Origin of the sequence: Planococcus sp. SE5232, from assembly GCF_050686535.1 — a bacterium.
Classification (GTDB): Bacteria; Bacillota; Bacilli; order Bacillales_A; family Planococcaceae; genus Planococcus.
This window is the reverse complement of sequence record NZ_JBOGCP010000002.1, coordinates 114,925-130,204: the sequence shown is the minus strand read 5'-3', so window position 1 is coordinate 130,204 and position 15,280 is coordinate 114,925. Positions and strand designations below refer to the sequence as shown.

Sequence of the window (15,280 nt, the reverse complement as noted above, 5' to 3'; positions counted from 1 at the left end):
GTTAAAGGAGACTGACTCATGACGAAAGTGACGATATACGACCCAGCCATGTGCTGCGATACCGGTGTCTGCGGACCTGTAGTAGATCCGAAGCTGACCGCTGTAGCAGCCGCTGTTTTTTCACTGGAGAAAAAAGGTTTTGACATCAAACGCTTTAATCTGGGGACTGACCCGGCAGCTTTTGTCGAAAACAAAACAGTCAATGCACTGTTGTTCGAGAAAGGCGTAGAATCTTTGCCGGTGATCCTGATCGATGGCGAAATCGCCAAAACCGGAGATTACCCGACTGTCGAGGAGTTCGCTGAATGGTTCAAGGTAGAGAAAACGGAATTGCAGCCGGTTAAACAGCCGGCCAATCCGCTGAACGTCAAAATCGCAGGTGCCAAATGACCAGCCAGGCATTTAAACCAGACCACGTCAGCGGAACACCTTTCCTGTTTTTTACAGGTAAAGGCGGAGTGGGCAAGACTTCCACCGCTTCTGCGACAGCTGTGGCTTTAGCGGATTCGGGAAAACGGGTGCTTCTGGTCAGTACAGACCCGGCTTCGAATTTGCAGGATGTCTTTGGCATGGAACTGACGAACAAACCGCAAGCCGTTGACGGCATCCGGAATTTGTTTGCCTGCAACCTCGACCCGGAAGAAGCGGCACGAACTTACCGCGACTCGGTCGTTGGGCCATACCGCGGCAAACTGCCGGAAGCGGTCGTCAATCAGATGGAGGAGCAGTTGTCCGGCGCCTGCACGGTCGAAATTGCCGCGTTCGATGAATTCACCAAGCTCTTGGCTGATGATCGGGTCATGGATGATTATGACCATATTCTGTTTGATACGGCACCGACTGGCCACACGTTGCGGCTATTGAAGTTGCCGACGGCCTGGAGCGGATTTTTGGATGACTCCACACACGGAGCTTCGTGTCTCGGGCCACTCGCAGGACTGGATGCCAAAAAGGATCTTTACACAAAAACCGTACAGGCTCTATCTGATCCAGACCAGACGACATTGATCCTGGTGGCGCGTCCGGACACGGCTTCTTTTAAAGAAGCTGCCCGTGCGTCTCAGGAACTCCAAACCATCGGCATCGAAAATCAGGTGCTGATCCTGAATGGTGTTTATTCACCGATTCAAAACGAAGACCATGTATCCCAGGCGTTTGCCCAGCAGCACCAGCAGGCTTTAAAAGAGATGCCTGCGCATTTGCAGACATTGCCGGTATACAGCCTGCCGTTCGTGGCATTCTCCTTGACTGGCATCGCTAATTTGAAGCGCCTTTTCACAGCACCTGAATGGCGTCCGGATGTTCTGAATACGGATCAGATGCCCGCGGAATTGGCTGGTTTAAAAGACATAGTCGACCAGTATTCAGCGCAGAATACCCGCGTCATTTTGACGATGGGCAAAGGCGGCGTCGGCAAAACGACTGTCGCGTCGCTGCTCGCTGTCGGCTTAGTTGAGAAAGGGCATTCGGTGCATTTAACCACGACCGATCCGGCCGCGCATCTGGCGGACCGCTTTGAAGAAACAGGCAACGACCGGTTGACGGTTTCCCGAATCGATCCGCAGCTTGAAGTTGAATCTTATCAAGCACAAGTCATGGAAGCGGCGGGGCCGATGGACGACGAAGCCCGTGCTTACCTGGAAGAAGACCTGCGTTCCCCGTGCACCGAGGAAATTGCCGTGTTCCGTGCTTTTGCGGAAGTGGTTGCCAAAGCGGACAATGAAATCGTCATCATCGATACGGCGCCGACCGGACATACGTTATTGCTGCTGGATGCCACGCAGACCTATCACAAGGAGCTGGAACGGTCGACCGGAGAAATCCCGGAAAGCGTCCAAAACCTGTTGCCGCGCCTGCGCAATCCAAACGAAACCGACGTCCTGCTTGTCACCCTCCCGGAAGCGACCCCTGTTTTTGAAGCGGCTCGCCTGCAGCAAGACTTGAAGCGTGCGGGGATCCAAGCGAAAAACTGGGTCATCAATCAAAGTCTGGCAGGTACCGGCACAACCGAAGCGCTCCTGCAGGCAAAAGCCCAGAGCGAATGGCCGTGGATCCGTAAAGTCAGCAGCGAGCTGGCTGAACGCACGGCGTTGATTCCATGGCAGGCACAAGACAGCATCGGCTATGATAAAATGAAGCAATTGGTAACCAATTAAAGGAGGATTTTCAATGAACATTACACAACCGGCTAAAGACATGCTGTTGGAATCCATGAAAGAAAATACAGCACAAGGCATCCGCTTTTATTTTGCGGGGCAGGGCTGCTGCGGACCGCAATTCGGCCTGTCGATGGATGCACCTGAACAAGGCGACATCATCAAGGAAATCAACGGCATCCAAGTGGCGCTCGATGAACGCGTCAGCACAATGGTGGAGGAAGTATCGCTTGATTTTAAAGACGGCGGCCTGGTACTCGAAGGCCTTCCGGAAAGCAATTGCTGATTTAACAGAAATACCTGCAGAAAACCGGCAGCCCGAAAAAAGGGACTGCCGGTTTTTTCTGTATCCGCCTGAATTGTCAATCGATTCCGAAAACTGTATTGACACAGTTGGGGGGCACTACCTATACTTGATATATAACAGATTAGCTACTGACAGATGAAAGGGGACATACTTATGCTGGCAACATTAACACCACTCGATTGGAAACGCCGTGCAGTCAAATACTACCCGGAGAAAATCGCGGTCATTGACGGAGACAAGAAATTTACATACAAAGAGTTCGGAAAACGGGTTGACCGCCTGTCGATCGCTTTACATAACGCCGGCATCAACGAAAAAGACCATGTAGCAGTCATGCTTCCGAACAATCATGCGATGCTGGAATGCTTTTACGGCATCCCGCCACTTGGAGCGGTCATCGTTCCGCTCAATTACCGCCTGTCGACAAAAGACCTAGTGTATATCCTGAAGCACAGCGATGCCAAAGTGCTGATTGTCGATGCAGAATTCGGTAAGATGCTTGAAGAAGCCCAGGCCGAACTGCCGATTGACAAATATATCATCGTGGCTGTAGAAGGCTGCGAATCGGGCCTCGAAGGCGTGGATTATGAAGACTTTATCGGTGAAGTGCCGGATGACGCCAAAGTGCCGGCGGCAGAACTGGATGAAAACCAGATGCTTTCCCTCAACTATACGAGCGGCACCACATCCAATCCGAAAGGGGTCATGCAGACCCATCGCACGAATTACATGAACGCAGCGAATTTCCTGCATCATTTGGAGATCAAATACGATGACGTTTACTTGCACACATTGCCGATGTTCCATACAAACGGCTGGGGTGGCGTTTGGGCGATCACTGCAGCTGGCGGAACCCATGTCTGCCTGCGCAAAGTCGATCCGCCGTTGATTCTGGATCTGTTTGAAAATCACGGCATCACCTCTCTTTGCGGCGCGCCGACCGTCGTCAATATGCTGGTCAATGACCCGAAAGCCAAAGAAATCGAATTGACGCGGAAAATCCGGATGGGAACAGCCGGGGCACCGCCTGCCGCGGCACTGATCGCCAAAGCACAAAGCATTCTTGGCTTGAATATGATGCACGTTTACGGCTTGACGGAAACTTCGCCATTCATCCTTTATTGCGAATGGAAAAATGAATTCAGTGAATTGGATCCGGATCAGCAGGCAGCCATTAAAGCTCGCCAGGGAATCGAACTGGCATTCAACGGGGAAACCAAAGTCGTCAACCAGGAAGACGGGAAAGAAGTCGCCTGGAACGGCAAAGAACTTGGTGAAATCGTAACGCGTGGCAATGTCGTCATGGCCGGCTATTACAAAGACCCTGAAAAAACAGCCGAAGCCATACGCGATGGCTGGTTTCATACAGGAGATTTGGCGGTCACCCATCCGGACGGATTCATCGAGATTCAGGACCGCATCAAGGATATGATCATCTCCGGCGGCGAGAACATTTCCTCCACTGAAATTGAAGGTGTGCTGTACAAGCACCCGGCCATTGCCGAAGTCGCTGTCATAGCGGTTCCGGATGAAAAATGGGGCGAAGTGCCGAAGGCCATCATCGTCCTGCACAAAGGCTCGGAAGTGACCGAACAGGATATCCTGGATTACACACGCGAAAATATGTCCCGCTTCAAAGTACCGAAATCCGTAGATTTTGTGGAAGCCTTGCCGAAAACGGCTACAGGCAAACTGCAGAAATTCCAATTGCGGGAAATGTACTGGGGCGGCAGCAAAAAAGTGAATTAAAGACAAGCGTAAAGGCGAAGAGCGATCTTCGCCTTTATTTTTTGCTGAACTGCGTTAAAATTCCGAAAGTTCATTTGACAGTGTATAAATGCATTTCTATACTAAAGTAGACACATTTACGAGAAAGAGATTGAAAGGGGCACGAGAGATATGATTGCACCATTAACACCGCTCGACTGGAAACGCAGGGCCATCAAGTATTACCCAGAGAAAGTGGCCGTCATCGATGAAGAGAAAACGTTTACATACAAAGAGTTCGGAAATCGGACTGACCAGCTGGCGTTCGCTTTGCACAATGCGGGTATCCAACAAGGTGACCATGTAGCGGTCATGCTGCCGAACACCCATTATATGCTGGAATGCTTTTATGGCATCTGCCAAATCGGTGCGGTCATGGTGCCACTCAATTACCGCCTGACCGCCAAAGACCTGGAATACATCATCAATCACAGCGACGCGAAAACATTGATCGTCGATGCGGAATTCGGCAAGCTGATTGAAGAGATCCAGGACAAGCTGCCGATCGAGAAATTCATCGTCGTGGAAGTGGACGGGCATGAATCGAAGATCAATGGGATTTCCTATGAGGATTTTATTCTAGTGGACAGCGACGCTGTGCTTCCTGAAGTGAGAATCGATGAAAATCAAATGCTGACGCTGAACTACACGAGCGGCACGACTTCCAATCCGAAAGGCGTCATGCTGACGCATCGCAGTAATTACCTCAATGCAGCGAACTTCTTGTATCATCTGAAAGTAGAGCATGACGATGTCTATCTGCATACGCTGCCGATGTTCCATGCCAATGGCTGGGGCGGCGTCTGGGCGATCACCGCAGCGGGCGGCACGCATGTCTGCCTGCGAAAAGTCGATCCGCCGCTGATTTTGGAACTGTTTGAAACACATAAAATCTCCGTGTTATGCGGAGCACCGACCGTCGTCAATATGCTGGTCAATGAACCGAAAGCGAAAACCATCAACATCACCACCAATCCGCGGATGGGGACAGCCGGCGCCCCGCCTGCTGCTGCATTGATCGGCAAAGCGCAGGAACTGCTTGGATTGAATATGATGCATGTCTATGGTTTGACAGAAACGTCGCCATTCATTCTGTATAATGAATGGAAAAAGGAATTTGACGAGAAGACGCCGGATGAACAGGCAACCATCAAAGCGCGCCAAGGAATCGAGCTGGCATTTAACGGCGAAACCAAAGTTGTCAACCAGGAAGACGGCAAAGAAGTCGCATGGAACGGCAAGGAACTGGGCGAAATCATCACCCGGGGCAATGTTGTCATGAGCGGCTATTACAAAGATCCCGAAAAAACAGCTGAAGCGATCCGTGACGGCTGGTTCTATACAGGCGATCTGGCTGTGACCTACCCGGACGGTTATATCGAGATTCAGGACCGCATCAAGGACATGATCATTTCCGGAGGCGAAAACATCTCTTCTACGGAAATCGAAGGCGTGCTATATAAGCATCCGGATGTCTTAGAAGTGGCTGTCATCGCTGTGCCTGATGAGAAGTGGGGAGAAGTGCCGAAAGCGATCATCGTCCTGCATGCTGAGGCGACTATCACCGAACAGGAGATCATCGCTTACACACGCGACAATATGGCGCATTTCAAGTCACCGAAATCCATCGAATTCGTCGAGGAGCTTCCGAAGACCGCAACCGGCAAACTGCAGAAATTCCGTTTGCGCGAAATGTACTGGAGCGGCCCGAAGAAAGTGAATTGATCTGAGTAGATAAACGCGAAACGTCCGTAAAATGCTGAGAGGCATTCTACGGACGTTTTTTATAACCGCTACTTGAAAGATGCTTTAGCCGAATAAAAGAGTGTTTGCTATAAAGTTAAAAGCCCAGGATTGCCACGAAAATCAGCGTAAATACCAAGCTGATGACAGAAGACTTTACCCAACGGTATTCTTGGTTGATACCGAGAAGCATACTGAATGCAACATGGATCAATAAAATGGCTGTAAAAACAACGCATGTGGTTAACAGGAAATAGAGCATGGTTTTTCATCCTTCCATAAAGCGAATTTGTCCAGCTTTAAAATGGGCCAATAAAAACGAGGAGTGAATCCATATGAAGCTGATTTGCCGTACGTGCCAACTGGAAATTTCAAAAGAAGTAAGGGAATTGCCAGACACCAGCCTGCTGAGCCATGACGATGGCCAAGATTATATTCCCGAAGGGTTTTACATTATTGACGACAATAAAATGCACCTGGACCTTAGAGATGCCATCATCATTAACCTTAAAGATCTAGTCAATTCAAAGCGCCATTCAAACAGCAGTCGACTGAATGGCTGCTGCGGCATGGATGGACTGGATGGAAGGAACCGCCTTTGTCTGAAAAACCATGAAATAGGCACAGAAAAATCGGATTGCTGGATGGCGCATTTCATTGCGTTAGATCCAGAGTTAGTTCGGTTTGAATGAATAGAAAATGAATAAATAGAATAAAACAACTCATGAATAATTCTTTTCCTTTTGAATATGAAACGTAGATCTGATTTATCTCAGGTGTTAGAGCCTGTTGAAATGGTTAGGTGGTCGGTTTGCTATTCATGTGACATTCATGGTTTGTAATGTCTTGTGAGCATAAAGAAAAGGAGGTCAACGGATGTCTCCGCTGACCCCCTTTTTTCACGTTTGATTATTGCTCTATCGTTTTCCGAAAATGGTGTCTGCTGCGATAGGCGATTAAGCTGACTAGTGCGAGCAATAGACCCGATAAGATAAAGACGGAACGGATGCCGATTGCATCAGCCAGTATCCCCATCAATAGAGAGGAGACGCCGAATGTCCCGGTTCCGATTGCACCCATTGTCGTAAATACTGTCGGCAGCCGGTCTTTCGGGACGCTCGTCTGGACGATGGTCTGCTGCGGAATGTTCTTGATTTGGCTGAAAATGCCGACCAGAACAGAAAGCAGCAGCGCCAGCACCGGAACAGCGTTCAGTCCAAAAAGGAAAGTTACCAAGCTAGTGGAGACCGCTCCGAAGACGATAAAAAGGCTGAGATTCTGTTCAATCCAATCGGAGAACCAAAGGCAGAAAAGGCTGCCGGCAATCAATCCCAGGAAGAAGGAGCCGTTGATAAAGCCCCACCACATCTCTTCGAGCTTCAGCGCTTCGCTGACGAATACATAAAGGATTGCGGCGATCCATACTGTACCTGCGATCGTTTCCAGTACATCCATCAAAGCAATTCGTTTCAGCACAGGAGAGGCGGAAACGGTTTTCCAGCCGCTGCTGATTTGCTGCCATTTGCCCTGCTTGCTGGATGGTGTGAAATCGGCTCTCTCCAACCCGCTTAACAAGATGCTGGACAGGAAAAACAAACCGGCGGTAATCCAGATCAATTCATTTGCTGTCAGCCAGACCAATAGCGAACTGCCGACAAACCACATGGCGGTCTGAATCAGTTGTGTCACGGTTTCGGTTATTCCATTGGCTTTCAACAGTAGTTCATTTTTCACATAGACCGGGATAAGCGATCGGGTGACGGGATTCGCACAACCATCAAGCAATGCTACCAAACTGATGATCAAAAACAACCACATATAATTGTCCAGCGAAAGCTGTGGCATGAAGAAAGCGAGCCCCACCAACAGGCCTGTTTTTCCGATTTGCGAACCGGCAAGCAGCCATTTCAAGTTGAACCGCTCCATCAGTAAAGGCGTCAATGCGTTCGAAATGAACATTGCGCCTGTAATGGTGAAAGGCACGAAAGCAGCAGCGGCGGTAGAGCCGGTCAGCTCAAAAATCAGGTAAATAATGCTGACGATGTAAAGCACATCGCCGATATTGGCAAGAGACTGCCCAGTCAGCAGCAACTTGAAGTTCCTATTAAATTTCATTATAAAATCCCCCAAAAGTTCAATTGGTAAATGACTTCTAAAAGGGATGAGCTAAATCGGACAAGTGGTCATGAAAGATGTTCCTTTCCGGGAATGATGATCTTCGGGGGATTGAAGTTCACCAAGATGTTTGATTATTCCCATTATACGCTAATAATTTGGAAAATAAATGGCTTGTTAAGAAAAAAATGGATATAGTTGAAGAAAGGATTTATTCACCTTCTTGTAATAGTTAAGGATAGTGAAAGAATTTACAGCAAGGAGGCTGGGCATATGAAAACGGTTATCCGCTTATCAAGCATGATCTTGCTAACCATTATTGGATTTTATCTGATATTGACGTTATTGATTTTTACGGTCAGTGACAGCGATAAAGTTATTCTTTATGCATTTGCGATTGTCATTATTACATTCCTAATCTTGGTACTCAACCAATTGGTCGGGATCACTGAGCGGCTAGATCAATTAAAAAAACCTGATCAGCGTATTTAAAGCGGATCAGACCCGATTAATAGATGTGCTTAATTTTGTAAGATCTCATTGATTGAAGGTCGCCTTTAAAGCTTACTTGTCCGTCCTGAATCAAGGAGCGGATTCGGTAATCGATCCATGAATCAGAGATTGGCTGCTCAGACAGGCGTATGCTTCACCAATTACCCGGATGGCGTCTACATATTCACTATCGACAGATTCTGCAACCTGTCCTTTTATGCAATCGATGATAAATGCGTCGTCACGGGTTTCGGCTTCTTCTATAATTTCTCCATTTTTCCAGGTACGGACCTGGCTGGTGCTGTGAAGCAAGTTCTTTCCGTCAGCCATTGCATAGGTTGAACTGCTAGATAAAAAAGTGAATTCTATTCATTTGCTAAAAAATAATAGGGGGTGAATAGGATGAGGAATGAAAGAAGGTTTTTAGGTTGAATCATCAAGTCATTAATTATTGGAATGAATATCGCTCAAGTCATAATCAAAAATTGCCGATAGAGGTTGATGCTTTTCAATTTGGAGCAGATGCGGATCAGTTGGCTGAGCTCGTTATAGCAGGTAAGAAAACAGCTACCTGTTCAGCTCACGTACTGTATGAATTGGAGGGGGAAGTGGTGCCTCAAGCCGGGCAATACAGTATCGTGCTGAATTCAAAAAAAATGCCTGTTGCCATCATCCGCGTAACAAGCGTATCACTGATTCCGATGAATGAAGTGCCGGAAGAATTCGCATTGGCAGAAGGTGAAGGAGACTACGACTACTGGTGGACGGTTCATCAACAGTTTTTTAGCCAAGAACTAAAAGCATATGGCTTAAGCTACTCAGAGGATCTTTTACTTGTTTGTGAGCGATTCGAGCTTGTCTACAAATAAACTTTCAAGTAGCCATATCTAATAGGGGGAATCGTGATGGATAAGACATTAGCGACATGCATCGGCTTTGGGGCGATTATGGGTGTCTTTTTCGGTGAAATCTGGCAATCCATCGCAGCAATGGCATTGGTATATATTGCATTGCGCATGGATGAGTTGATAAAAGCTTTGACTAATAGATCATGAGCTGCCGTTAGTGGATTTCATTTGAAAAGAACTGGAAAGGAAAGTGAAGAATGCTTATACGGAATTCAGCCAAAGCAGTTATTTTGAAAAGTTCTAAAGTACTGCTGACTAAAAATGTAGATGATGAAGGGTTCTTTTACTTGTTTCCGGGCGGCGGGCAAGAACATGGAGAAACCTTGCCGGAGACAGTAAAAAGAGAATGCCTGGAAGAAATCGGTCATCAGGTGGAAGTCGGAGAGTTGCTTCATCTCCGTGAGTACATCGGAAAAAATCATGAGCATGTAGAATTTGATCGCCATGTTCACCAAATCGAGACTTATTTTGTCTGCCAGCTTAAAAGTGAACAAGCAACTAGGCCAACAAATCCTGACAGCCATCAAGTTGGAATAGAGTGGGTAGCAGTCGAACATTTACTGGAGTATCGAATCTATCCAAAAGATTTGCGGAAATATATACAAGAGTTTGAAGATGGCAAACAAAACAGGGTCTATTTGGGCGATATTAATTAAATAAGCTGCACCTGAAGAGTTGAGGCGTTCCATTGTTTTGAGTTTCTATTACTCAGGTGTTTTTAGATATAAATGTAATAAACTACTTAAGGATTTATTACAAAATTTAAAACCGCAAGCAAGAAAATCAGCAAAAGTGTAAAAACTGATGATAAATACAAAAAAATCAACACCAAAAAGAGAATAGGATACCTAAAACCACCAACTGGAGAAAGAAAAGTTATTCCTATTCCATTTTGGCTTATAAAAGTGAAAAAACAGGTATGGTCAAGTGAAGATCTCGATGTGCATCAGTGTAAGCCATGTTATAGGAAGGGGAAATACAATGAATGGAGAGAATTGAAAAAGAGTTTTCTGTCGTGTTTTCAGCTGAGCAAAGTCCTTATTTTCAAGTAAATGAAGAACGGCGATTGGCCATTTCTTTTAACCAAATAAAAGGAAAGGCTTCATTTCAGCAGGCGTTCATTCGACTCTTATTTGGTGACGAGTCACGGATCGATGTTACTTTTTTTAAAAGTTACTCATCTGACAACAGCAAGCGCTTCACATGTTTTGAGAAGAAAGCTCTGCATCAGACGATTCGTATCCGGAATTGGCGTGAAGACCTTGTTCTTAAACAGGATCATGATGATTTCCGCTTGAGTTACGCAACGGTACAAGACATTGCACCAAGCGATGTTCTTGCCTACATTCGATCTATCGCGCGAGGGAAAAAACCTTCTTATATCGGCTTTTACAATAATCGCTACTTGCTGACGGTGGATACTGATGAATTTATTGTGATTTCCAAGGATTCAAAAGACTTGAATGACGTACAGAACTTTATCCGAGAAATGAATGGAGAGGAATCAAGATGGCAAAAGTGTATTTTGGCATGATTGTATCACTTGATGGATTCGTCAATGACCGCCACGGCAAAATAGACAAGCTCTATGAGAGTTATCAGCCGCATTATGAATTTCCCGGGGCTGTCGTCATGGGACGCAATAGCTTCGACATGGCCAGCGATCCGGATGGCTACGCCGACCATTATGAGTTTCAGGTGCCATTGTTTGTGCTGACCCATCATCCACCGGAAAAACACCCAAAAGAAAACGACAAACTGTCCATCACTTTTGTGACCGATGGCATTGAATCGGCCATCAGCCAGGCGAAGACCGCAGCAAACGGCAAAGATGTTCTGGTGTTGGGAGCGAATGTCAGTCAGCAACTGCTTCGGGCCAATCTGGCTGATGAGCTGCAGATCTGTTTCGCGCCGGTGCTCTTGGGAGAAGGGACGCGCTTTTTCGAGCATTTGGAAGATCTCGAGATTCAATTGGAAAAGATCCGGACATACGTGGACAACCAGCAAGTTGAAATTTGGTATAAAATCATTCAGAAGCCCAACTAATATCAGTTTTTATTCATTCATGCGGCTATCCTCATACAAATAGAATGGAAGTGAATGGCATGCGAAAAATTGAAGCAAGGACAGCATTGATTTATTTGCGCGGAGATTTTCTGCATGAACAGGGAATGGATGCCTGGCGTGATTCTTATGCACAAAAAGCAGCGCGGATTAACGGCGTGCTGGAATACCGGCAGCATCATTTCTGCAAGAATCAGCCTGGATATTGGCCAGTACTCTCTGGAGTTGAAACAGTGGTCCAGCCGCGATACCGAATCGATGGAATGGAAGAGTATGTATTGAAAACAGCCGCAGCCAAACGGTACTGGAAACTAACGGGCATTTACGGCAAAACTATATTCGCCGATAGGGCGCTCTATAAGGCTCGCCTGAAAAACAGCCGAATGCTGCGTCATCCAACCTGCCATTCACAAGCAACTTACCGGAAAATCGTGCTGATCCGCAGGAAACCATCCGTCCGGCTGCGTGATTTCCAGTCATTCATCCAAAACAGTCTGGCTCCTGCGATTGCAGCTGTGCCCAGTTTTTCGGAAGTCCGTTATCAATTGTTCGAGACATCCGAGAAGAAACGGAATGCATCTATGGGTAATTATGAAGCAATGCTCGTTCTTGGTGCGGCGGATGCTCCTGCATTCCGGAAAGCACTTGATTCATCCGCTTTTCTGGAAACAAAGAAGGAACAGGAAAAACATTGTGCGGCTATTCATGCCTATTCCGTTGCGGCATCCTATGTATTCACGAAATCCGGGCGGCCGACGCTTCCGCAAATTAAACCTGAACCAAAACAAGCACTGGAGCCGGTGAGACGGAAACTGCCGCCTGCACCACCGCGTGCCGCACACAAATCCAGCCGGACACCTTTCCAGCGTTCCTGGCGCATTCCGCTCAGCGGCTACGGACCGGAAGATGTTGTCGTTGATGGACAGGGGCGATTGATCTGCGGCGTGGAAGATGGACGCATTTTGCGCATCGACATGGAGCGGCATCTGGAGGAAACGATCGGTGATACGGGCGGCCGCCCTTTAGGCCTTGAAGTTCTGCCGGACGGGCATCTGCTGATATGCGACGCCCAGAAAGGTCTGCTCCGTCTAGATCCGGAGACAGGTGTGATTGAAACGCTGGTTCAGTATGTCGACGGAGTTCCGCTGCGTTTTTGTTCCAATGCTACAGCTGCAGGGGATGGGACGATTTGGTTCACGGAATCCAGCAGCCGCTATGACTTTGAGCAGTATACAGGCGCCTTGATGGAACACCGGGCATCCGGTCGGCTGTTCCGGCGTGATCCAGAGGGACGCGTCGAAGTGGTCCTCGAAGGTTTGCATTTCGCCAACGGCATCACGCTGTCAAATGATGAACAAGCCGTGATCTTTGCTGAGACAGATGGCTACCGGCTTAACCGGTTATGGATACAAGGACGCAATGCCGGAAAGAGGGAAATCCTGGCGGCTAATCTGCCGGGGTTCCCAGATAATATCTCTCGCCTGAGCGATGGCACGTTTTGGGTGGCCATGATGACGAACCGCAACCCTCTACTTGACAGTCTGGGTACGGCGCCCGCGTTTTTGCGGAAGCTGTTGTGGCGGGTGCCTGAACGCCTGCAGCCAAAAGGCGCTAAAACAGCCTGGGCCATGCTTTTCGATGAACAGGGAAAATGCCTGCTTGATCTCCAAAGTTCAAGCATTGATTATCACGCCGTCACCGGAGTTGTGGAATCGGGCGGCTTGCTGTATTTCGCCAGTATTGAAGAGCATGCACTGCTCGCTGTGGAACTTATGCCTGAAAAAACTAGAAATCAACCCAAAGCTGAGTGGCTTCCGTTGAAAACAGATGAAGAAATTCTGCTTTGAAACGGATTGTTTTCCATTGAGCATTACACCTTTCGCCGGAATATTGTATAGTTAATAAGGATTTATTTAGAAATGAAAGGTGTTTTCTCAAAATGTTGCAAAACCCCACAGGAAAAAAGCGTCTCGGCCTGGCCCTGATCCTCAGCATGCTGGGCATACTGGCTCCGCTGAATATCGATATGTATCTGCCGGCATTTCCAGCGATCGCAGACGAATTGGACGCACACGTCTCGCTCGTTCAGCTGAGCTTAACGGCCTGCCTGATTGGACTTGCGGCAGGGCAAATCGTCGTCGGACCGTTTAGTGATGCGGTCGGCAGGCGCAAACCGTTGATCATCTCGGTCATTCTGTTTGCACTGTCGTCCGTACTTTGCGCGGTGGCCCCGAACATCGAAACGTTGATCGCCGCACGCTTTTTGCAAGGATTCACCGCATCAGGTGGTGTGGTCCTTTCCAGAGCCGTGGTCAGCGACATCTTTACCGGCCGTGAAATGACGAAATTCTTCGCATTGCTCATGGTCATCAACGCTGTAGCACCAATGGCCGCTCCAATTGCGGGCGGTGGCATTTTGGCATTGCCGTTTGCGGGCTGGGAAACCATCTTTTATTTCCTCGGTTTGCTTGGTGTCATCATGGTCATCGTCGTCATCTTCCGCCTGCCGGAGACTTTGCCACCGAAAGACCGCATGCCCAGTTCAATCGGACACTCCGTCCGGACGATGGGAAGCCTGTTTAAAGCGCGCCCCTTTATTGGCTATGCCCTGGTGGTCGGGTTGGTTCACGGCGGCAGTTTCGCTTATGTCGCCGGGACGCCGTTCGTCTATCAGGAGATTTACGGCGTTTCGCCTCAAACTTTCAGTGTGCTGTTCGGCATCAACGGCATCGCGATGATCATCGGAAGCTTTATCATCGGCAAATTCGGCGGCATCGTTTCTGAGCACCGGCTCTTACAGGGCGCAGTCATAGTTGCAGCCAGTGCCACCTTCGTCTTGTTGGTCATGACGATCATCGAGGGGCCGCTCGCTTCACTGGTGACGTCGATCTTCATCTACATGATCGCAATCGGAATGATCTTCACCAGTTCGTTCACCCTGGCGATGAGAGGCCAGAAACACCGGGCGGGAAGTGCCAGTGCGGTTGTCGGCATGCTGCCGTTGGTCATCGGGGCTCTCGTATCACCGCTTGTCGGTATCAATGAAACCTCGGCTGTTCCGATGGGCGCCATCCTATTTGGCACGTCAGTCCTTGGCATGCTGGCCTTTTTCGGACTGACCGGACACAAGCAGAAAGTAGCTGTGAATAAAAAATAAGGGTTAGATAGACAACCCCAAGTACGCGGTTTGTTGAATTGAAACAGGAGCGGAAGAGATTTCTTCCACTCCTGTTTTTTACTAATTTAATCGATATCTCTTTACTTGCTTTTACAGGCTTAAACTATGAATCAAAAATTAGATGAATCTTCTAAATCAATCTCAGAAGACGATTTATTTCCAAAATTCATCTGTAAAGCGTTCGTAAAAGTGCATGCAAATTCGTGAACGTTCGTAAAGTGTTTTAGCATGTGTACGAACATTGTTTTTAACTTTTTTTAAACCTTTTTAAACCGTTCGTAAAAGTACACTTTTACGAACGGTTCTAATTACGTCCCTAAGAACAATTGAGAATGGATAGAAATTAAACTATATTAACCCGAGAATGATTACTAGAAGCGAAGAAAGCAGTTAATTGGATGTCGGATGCAATAAAATAAACAAAATAAAGGATTTAGTTAGACCAATTTTAGCAAAAAAAAAAAGACATTCTTTGCAGAATGCCTCAGCTTTTTGTGTCTTATTGTCTCTTGTATAGGATAGGAACTTGTTTAGATTCGAAAAGCGACTA

The 15,280-nt window shown here is 47.6% G+C and carries 18 protein-coding genes; 14 read left to right on the top strand and 4 right to left on the bottom strand.

Translation table 11 applies throughout. The features are described 5' to 3' along the window. The first annotated feature begins 18 nt into the window (after positions 1 to 18). The 5 genes from arsD (at position 19) to ACRC6Q_RS09455 (ending at position 5,955) form a co-directional block, all read left to right on the top strand. Positions 19 to 390, top strand: a complete 372-nt coding sequence (arsD, locus tag ACRC6Q_RS09475; RefSeq protein WP_223638960.1) for an arsenite efflux transporter metallochaperone ArsD — start codon at positions 19 to 21, stop codon at positions 388 to 390. Beyond that, the gene (gene arsA / locus ACRC6Q_RS09470) at positions 387 to 2,156 is read left to right on the top strand and encodes an arsenical pump-driving ATPase (RefSeq protein WP_431466412.1); all 1,770 of its coding nucleotides are present in this window, start codon (positions 387 to 389) and stop codon (positions 2,154 to 2,156) included. The genes arsD and arsA overlap by 4 nt, the downstream gene beginning before the upstream one ends. A gap of 13 nt (positions 2,157 to 2,169) precedes the next feature. Beyond that, on the top strand, positions 2,170 to 2,442 hold the full coding sequence (locus ACRC6Q_RS09465) for an adhesin (protein WP_223638948.1): 273 nt from the start codon (positions 2,170 to 2,172) through the stop codon (positions 2,440 to 2,442). A gap of 174 nt (positions 2,443 to 2,616) precedes the next feature. Then, positions 2,617 to 4,212 carry a long-chain-fatty-acid--CoA ligase gene (locus ACRC6Q_RS09460; RefSeq protein ID WP_431466411.1) on the top strand — a complete coding sequence of 532 codons (1,596 nt, stop codon included), beginning with the start codon at positions 2,617 to 2,619 and terminating at the stop codon, positions 4,210 to 4,212. 150 nt (positions 4,213 to 4,362) lie between these two features. Then, complete coding sequence (locus ACRC6Q_RS09455; protein ID WP_431466410.1) at positions 4,363 to 5,955, top strand: long-chain-fatty-acid--CoA ligase; 1,593 nt, start codon at positions 4,363 to 4,365, stop codon at positions 5,953 to 5,955. A 115-nt stretch (positions 5,956 to 6,070) separates the two neighbouring features. Here the strand turns inward: ACRC6Q_RS09455 and ACRC6Q_RS09450 are convergent, their stop codons facing one another. After that, positions 6,071 to 6,235: a hypothetical protein gene (locus ACRC6Q_RS09450; RefSeq protein WP_431466409.1), complete on the bottom strand. Its 165-nt coding sequence runs from the start codon at positions 6,233 to 6,235 to the stop codon at positions 6,071 to 6,073. A 73-nt stretch (positions 6,236 to 6,308) separates the two neighbouring features. Between ACRC6Q_RS09450 and ACRC6Q_RS09445 the strand changes: the two genes are divergently transcribed. Next, a complete protein-coding gene (locus ACRC6Q_RS09445) occupies positions 6,309 to 6,665 on the top strand; it encodes a hypothetical protein (RefSeq protein ID WP_431466408.1) in 357 nt (118 codons plus the stop codon). A 217-nt stretch (positions 6,666 to 6,882) separates the two neighbouring features. On the opposite strand, the gene ACRC6Q_RS09440 is transcribed toward ACRC6Q_RS09445, so the two are convergent. Next, on the bottom strand, positions 6,883 to 8,088 hold the full coding sequence (locus ACRC6Q_RS09440) for an MFS transporter (protein WP_431466407.1): 1,206 nt from the start codon (positions 8,086 to 8,088) through the stop codon (positions 6,883 to 6,885). A gap of 273 nt (positions 8,089 to 8,361) precedes the next feature. Here ACRC6Q_RS09440 and ACRC6Q_RS09435 point away from each other — a divergent pair, with 273 nt between their 5' ends. Continuing rightward, entirely contained in the window at positions 8,362 to 8,580 is a 219-nt protein-coding gene (locus ACRC6Q_RS09435) for a hypothetical protein (protein ID WP_431466406.1), read from the top strand. Positions 8,581 to 8,596: 16 nt separating this feature from the next. Here ACRC6Q_RS09435 and ACRC6Q_RS09430 read toward each other — a convergent pair whose 3' ends face one another. Together ACRC6Q_RS09430 and ACRC6Q_RS09425 are read right to left on the bottom strand one after the other, a co-directional pair. Then, complete coding sequence (locus ACRC6Q_RS09430; protein WP_431466550.1) at positions 8,597 to 8,674, bottom strand: hypothetical protein; 78 nt, start codon at positions 8,672 to 8,674, stop codon at positions 8,597 to 8,599. Continuing rightward, positions 8,671 to 8,910, bottom strand: coding sequence for a DUF3658 domain-containing protein (locus ACRC6Q_RS09425; RefSeq protein WP_431466405.1), 240 nt, complete (start codon positions 8,908 to 8,910; stop codon positions 8,671 to 8,673). The genes ACRC6Q_RS09430 and ACRC6Q_RS09425 overlap by 4 nt, the downstream gene beginning before the upstream one ends. A 98-nt stretch (positions 8,911 to 9,008) precedes the next feature. On the opposite strand from ACRC6Q_RS09425, the gene ACRC6Q_RS09420 reads away from it, so the two are divergent. The 7 genes from ACRC6Q_RS09420 (at position 9,009) to ACRC6Q_RS09390 (ending at position 14,709) form a co-directional block, all read left to right on the top strand. Beyond that, positions 9,009 to 9,449, top strand: a complete 441-nt coding sequence (locus tag ACRC6Q_RS09420) for an ASCH domain-containing protein (RefSeq protein WP_431466404.1) — start codon at positions 9,009 to 9,011, stop codon at positions 9,447 to 9,449. 36 nt (positions 9,450 to 9,485) lie between these two features. Further along, the gene (locus ACRC6Q_RS09415) at positions 9,486 to 9,635 is read left to right on the top strand and encodes a hypothetical protein (RefSeq protein WP_431466403.1); all 150 of its coding nucleotides are present in this window, start codon (positions 9,486 to 9,488) and stop codon (positions 9,633 to 9,635) included. Between the two features lie 50 nt (positions 9,636 to 9,685). Beyond that, complete coding sequence (locus tag ACRC6Q_RS09410; protein WP_431466402.1) at positions 9,686 to 10,144, top strand: NUDIX domain-containing protein; 459 nt, start codon at positions 9,686 to 9,688, stop codon at positions 10,142 to 10,144. Positions 10,145 to 10,473: 329 nt separating this feature from the next. Beyond that, on the top strand, positions 10,474 to 11,022 hold the full coding sequence (locus ACRC6Q_RS09405) for a hypothetical protein (protein ID WP_431466401.1): 549 nt from the start codon (positions 10,474 to 10,476) through the stop codon (positions 11,020 to 11,022). Continuing rightward, positions 10,998 to 11,534, top strand: a complete 537-nt coding sequence (locus tag ACRC6Q_RS09400; protein WP_431466400.1) for a dihydrofolate reductase family protein — start codon at positions 10,998 to 11,000, stop codon at positions 11,532 to 11,534. The genes ACRC6Q_RS09405 and ACRC6Q_RS09400 overlap by 25 nt, the downstream gene beginning before the upstream one ends. A gap of 59 nt (positions 11,535 to 11,593) precedes the next feature. Further along, on the top strand, positions 11,594 to 13,399 hold the full coding sequence (locus tag ACRC6Q_RS09395) for an SMP-30/gluconolactonase/LRE family protein (RefSeq protein ID WP_431466399.1): 1,806 nt from the start codon (positions 11,594 to 11,596) through the stop codon (positions 13,397 to 13,399). 92 nt (positions 13,400 to 13,491) lie between these two features. Next, positions 13,492 to 14,709, top strand: coding sequence for a Bcr/CflA family efflux MFS transporter (locus ACRC6Q_RS09390; RefSeq protein ID WP_431466398.1), 1,218 nt, complete (start codon positions 13,492 to 13,494; stop codon positions 14,707 to 14,709). Positions 14,710 to 15,280 lie beyond the last annotated feature (571 nt).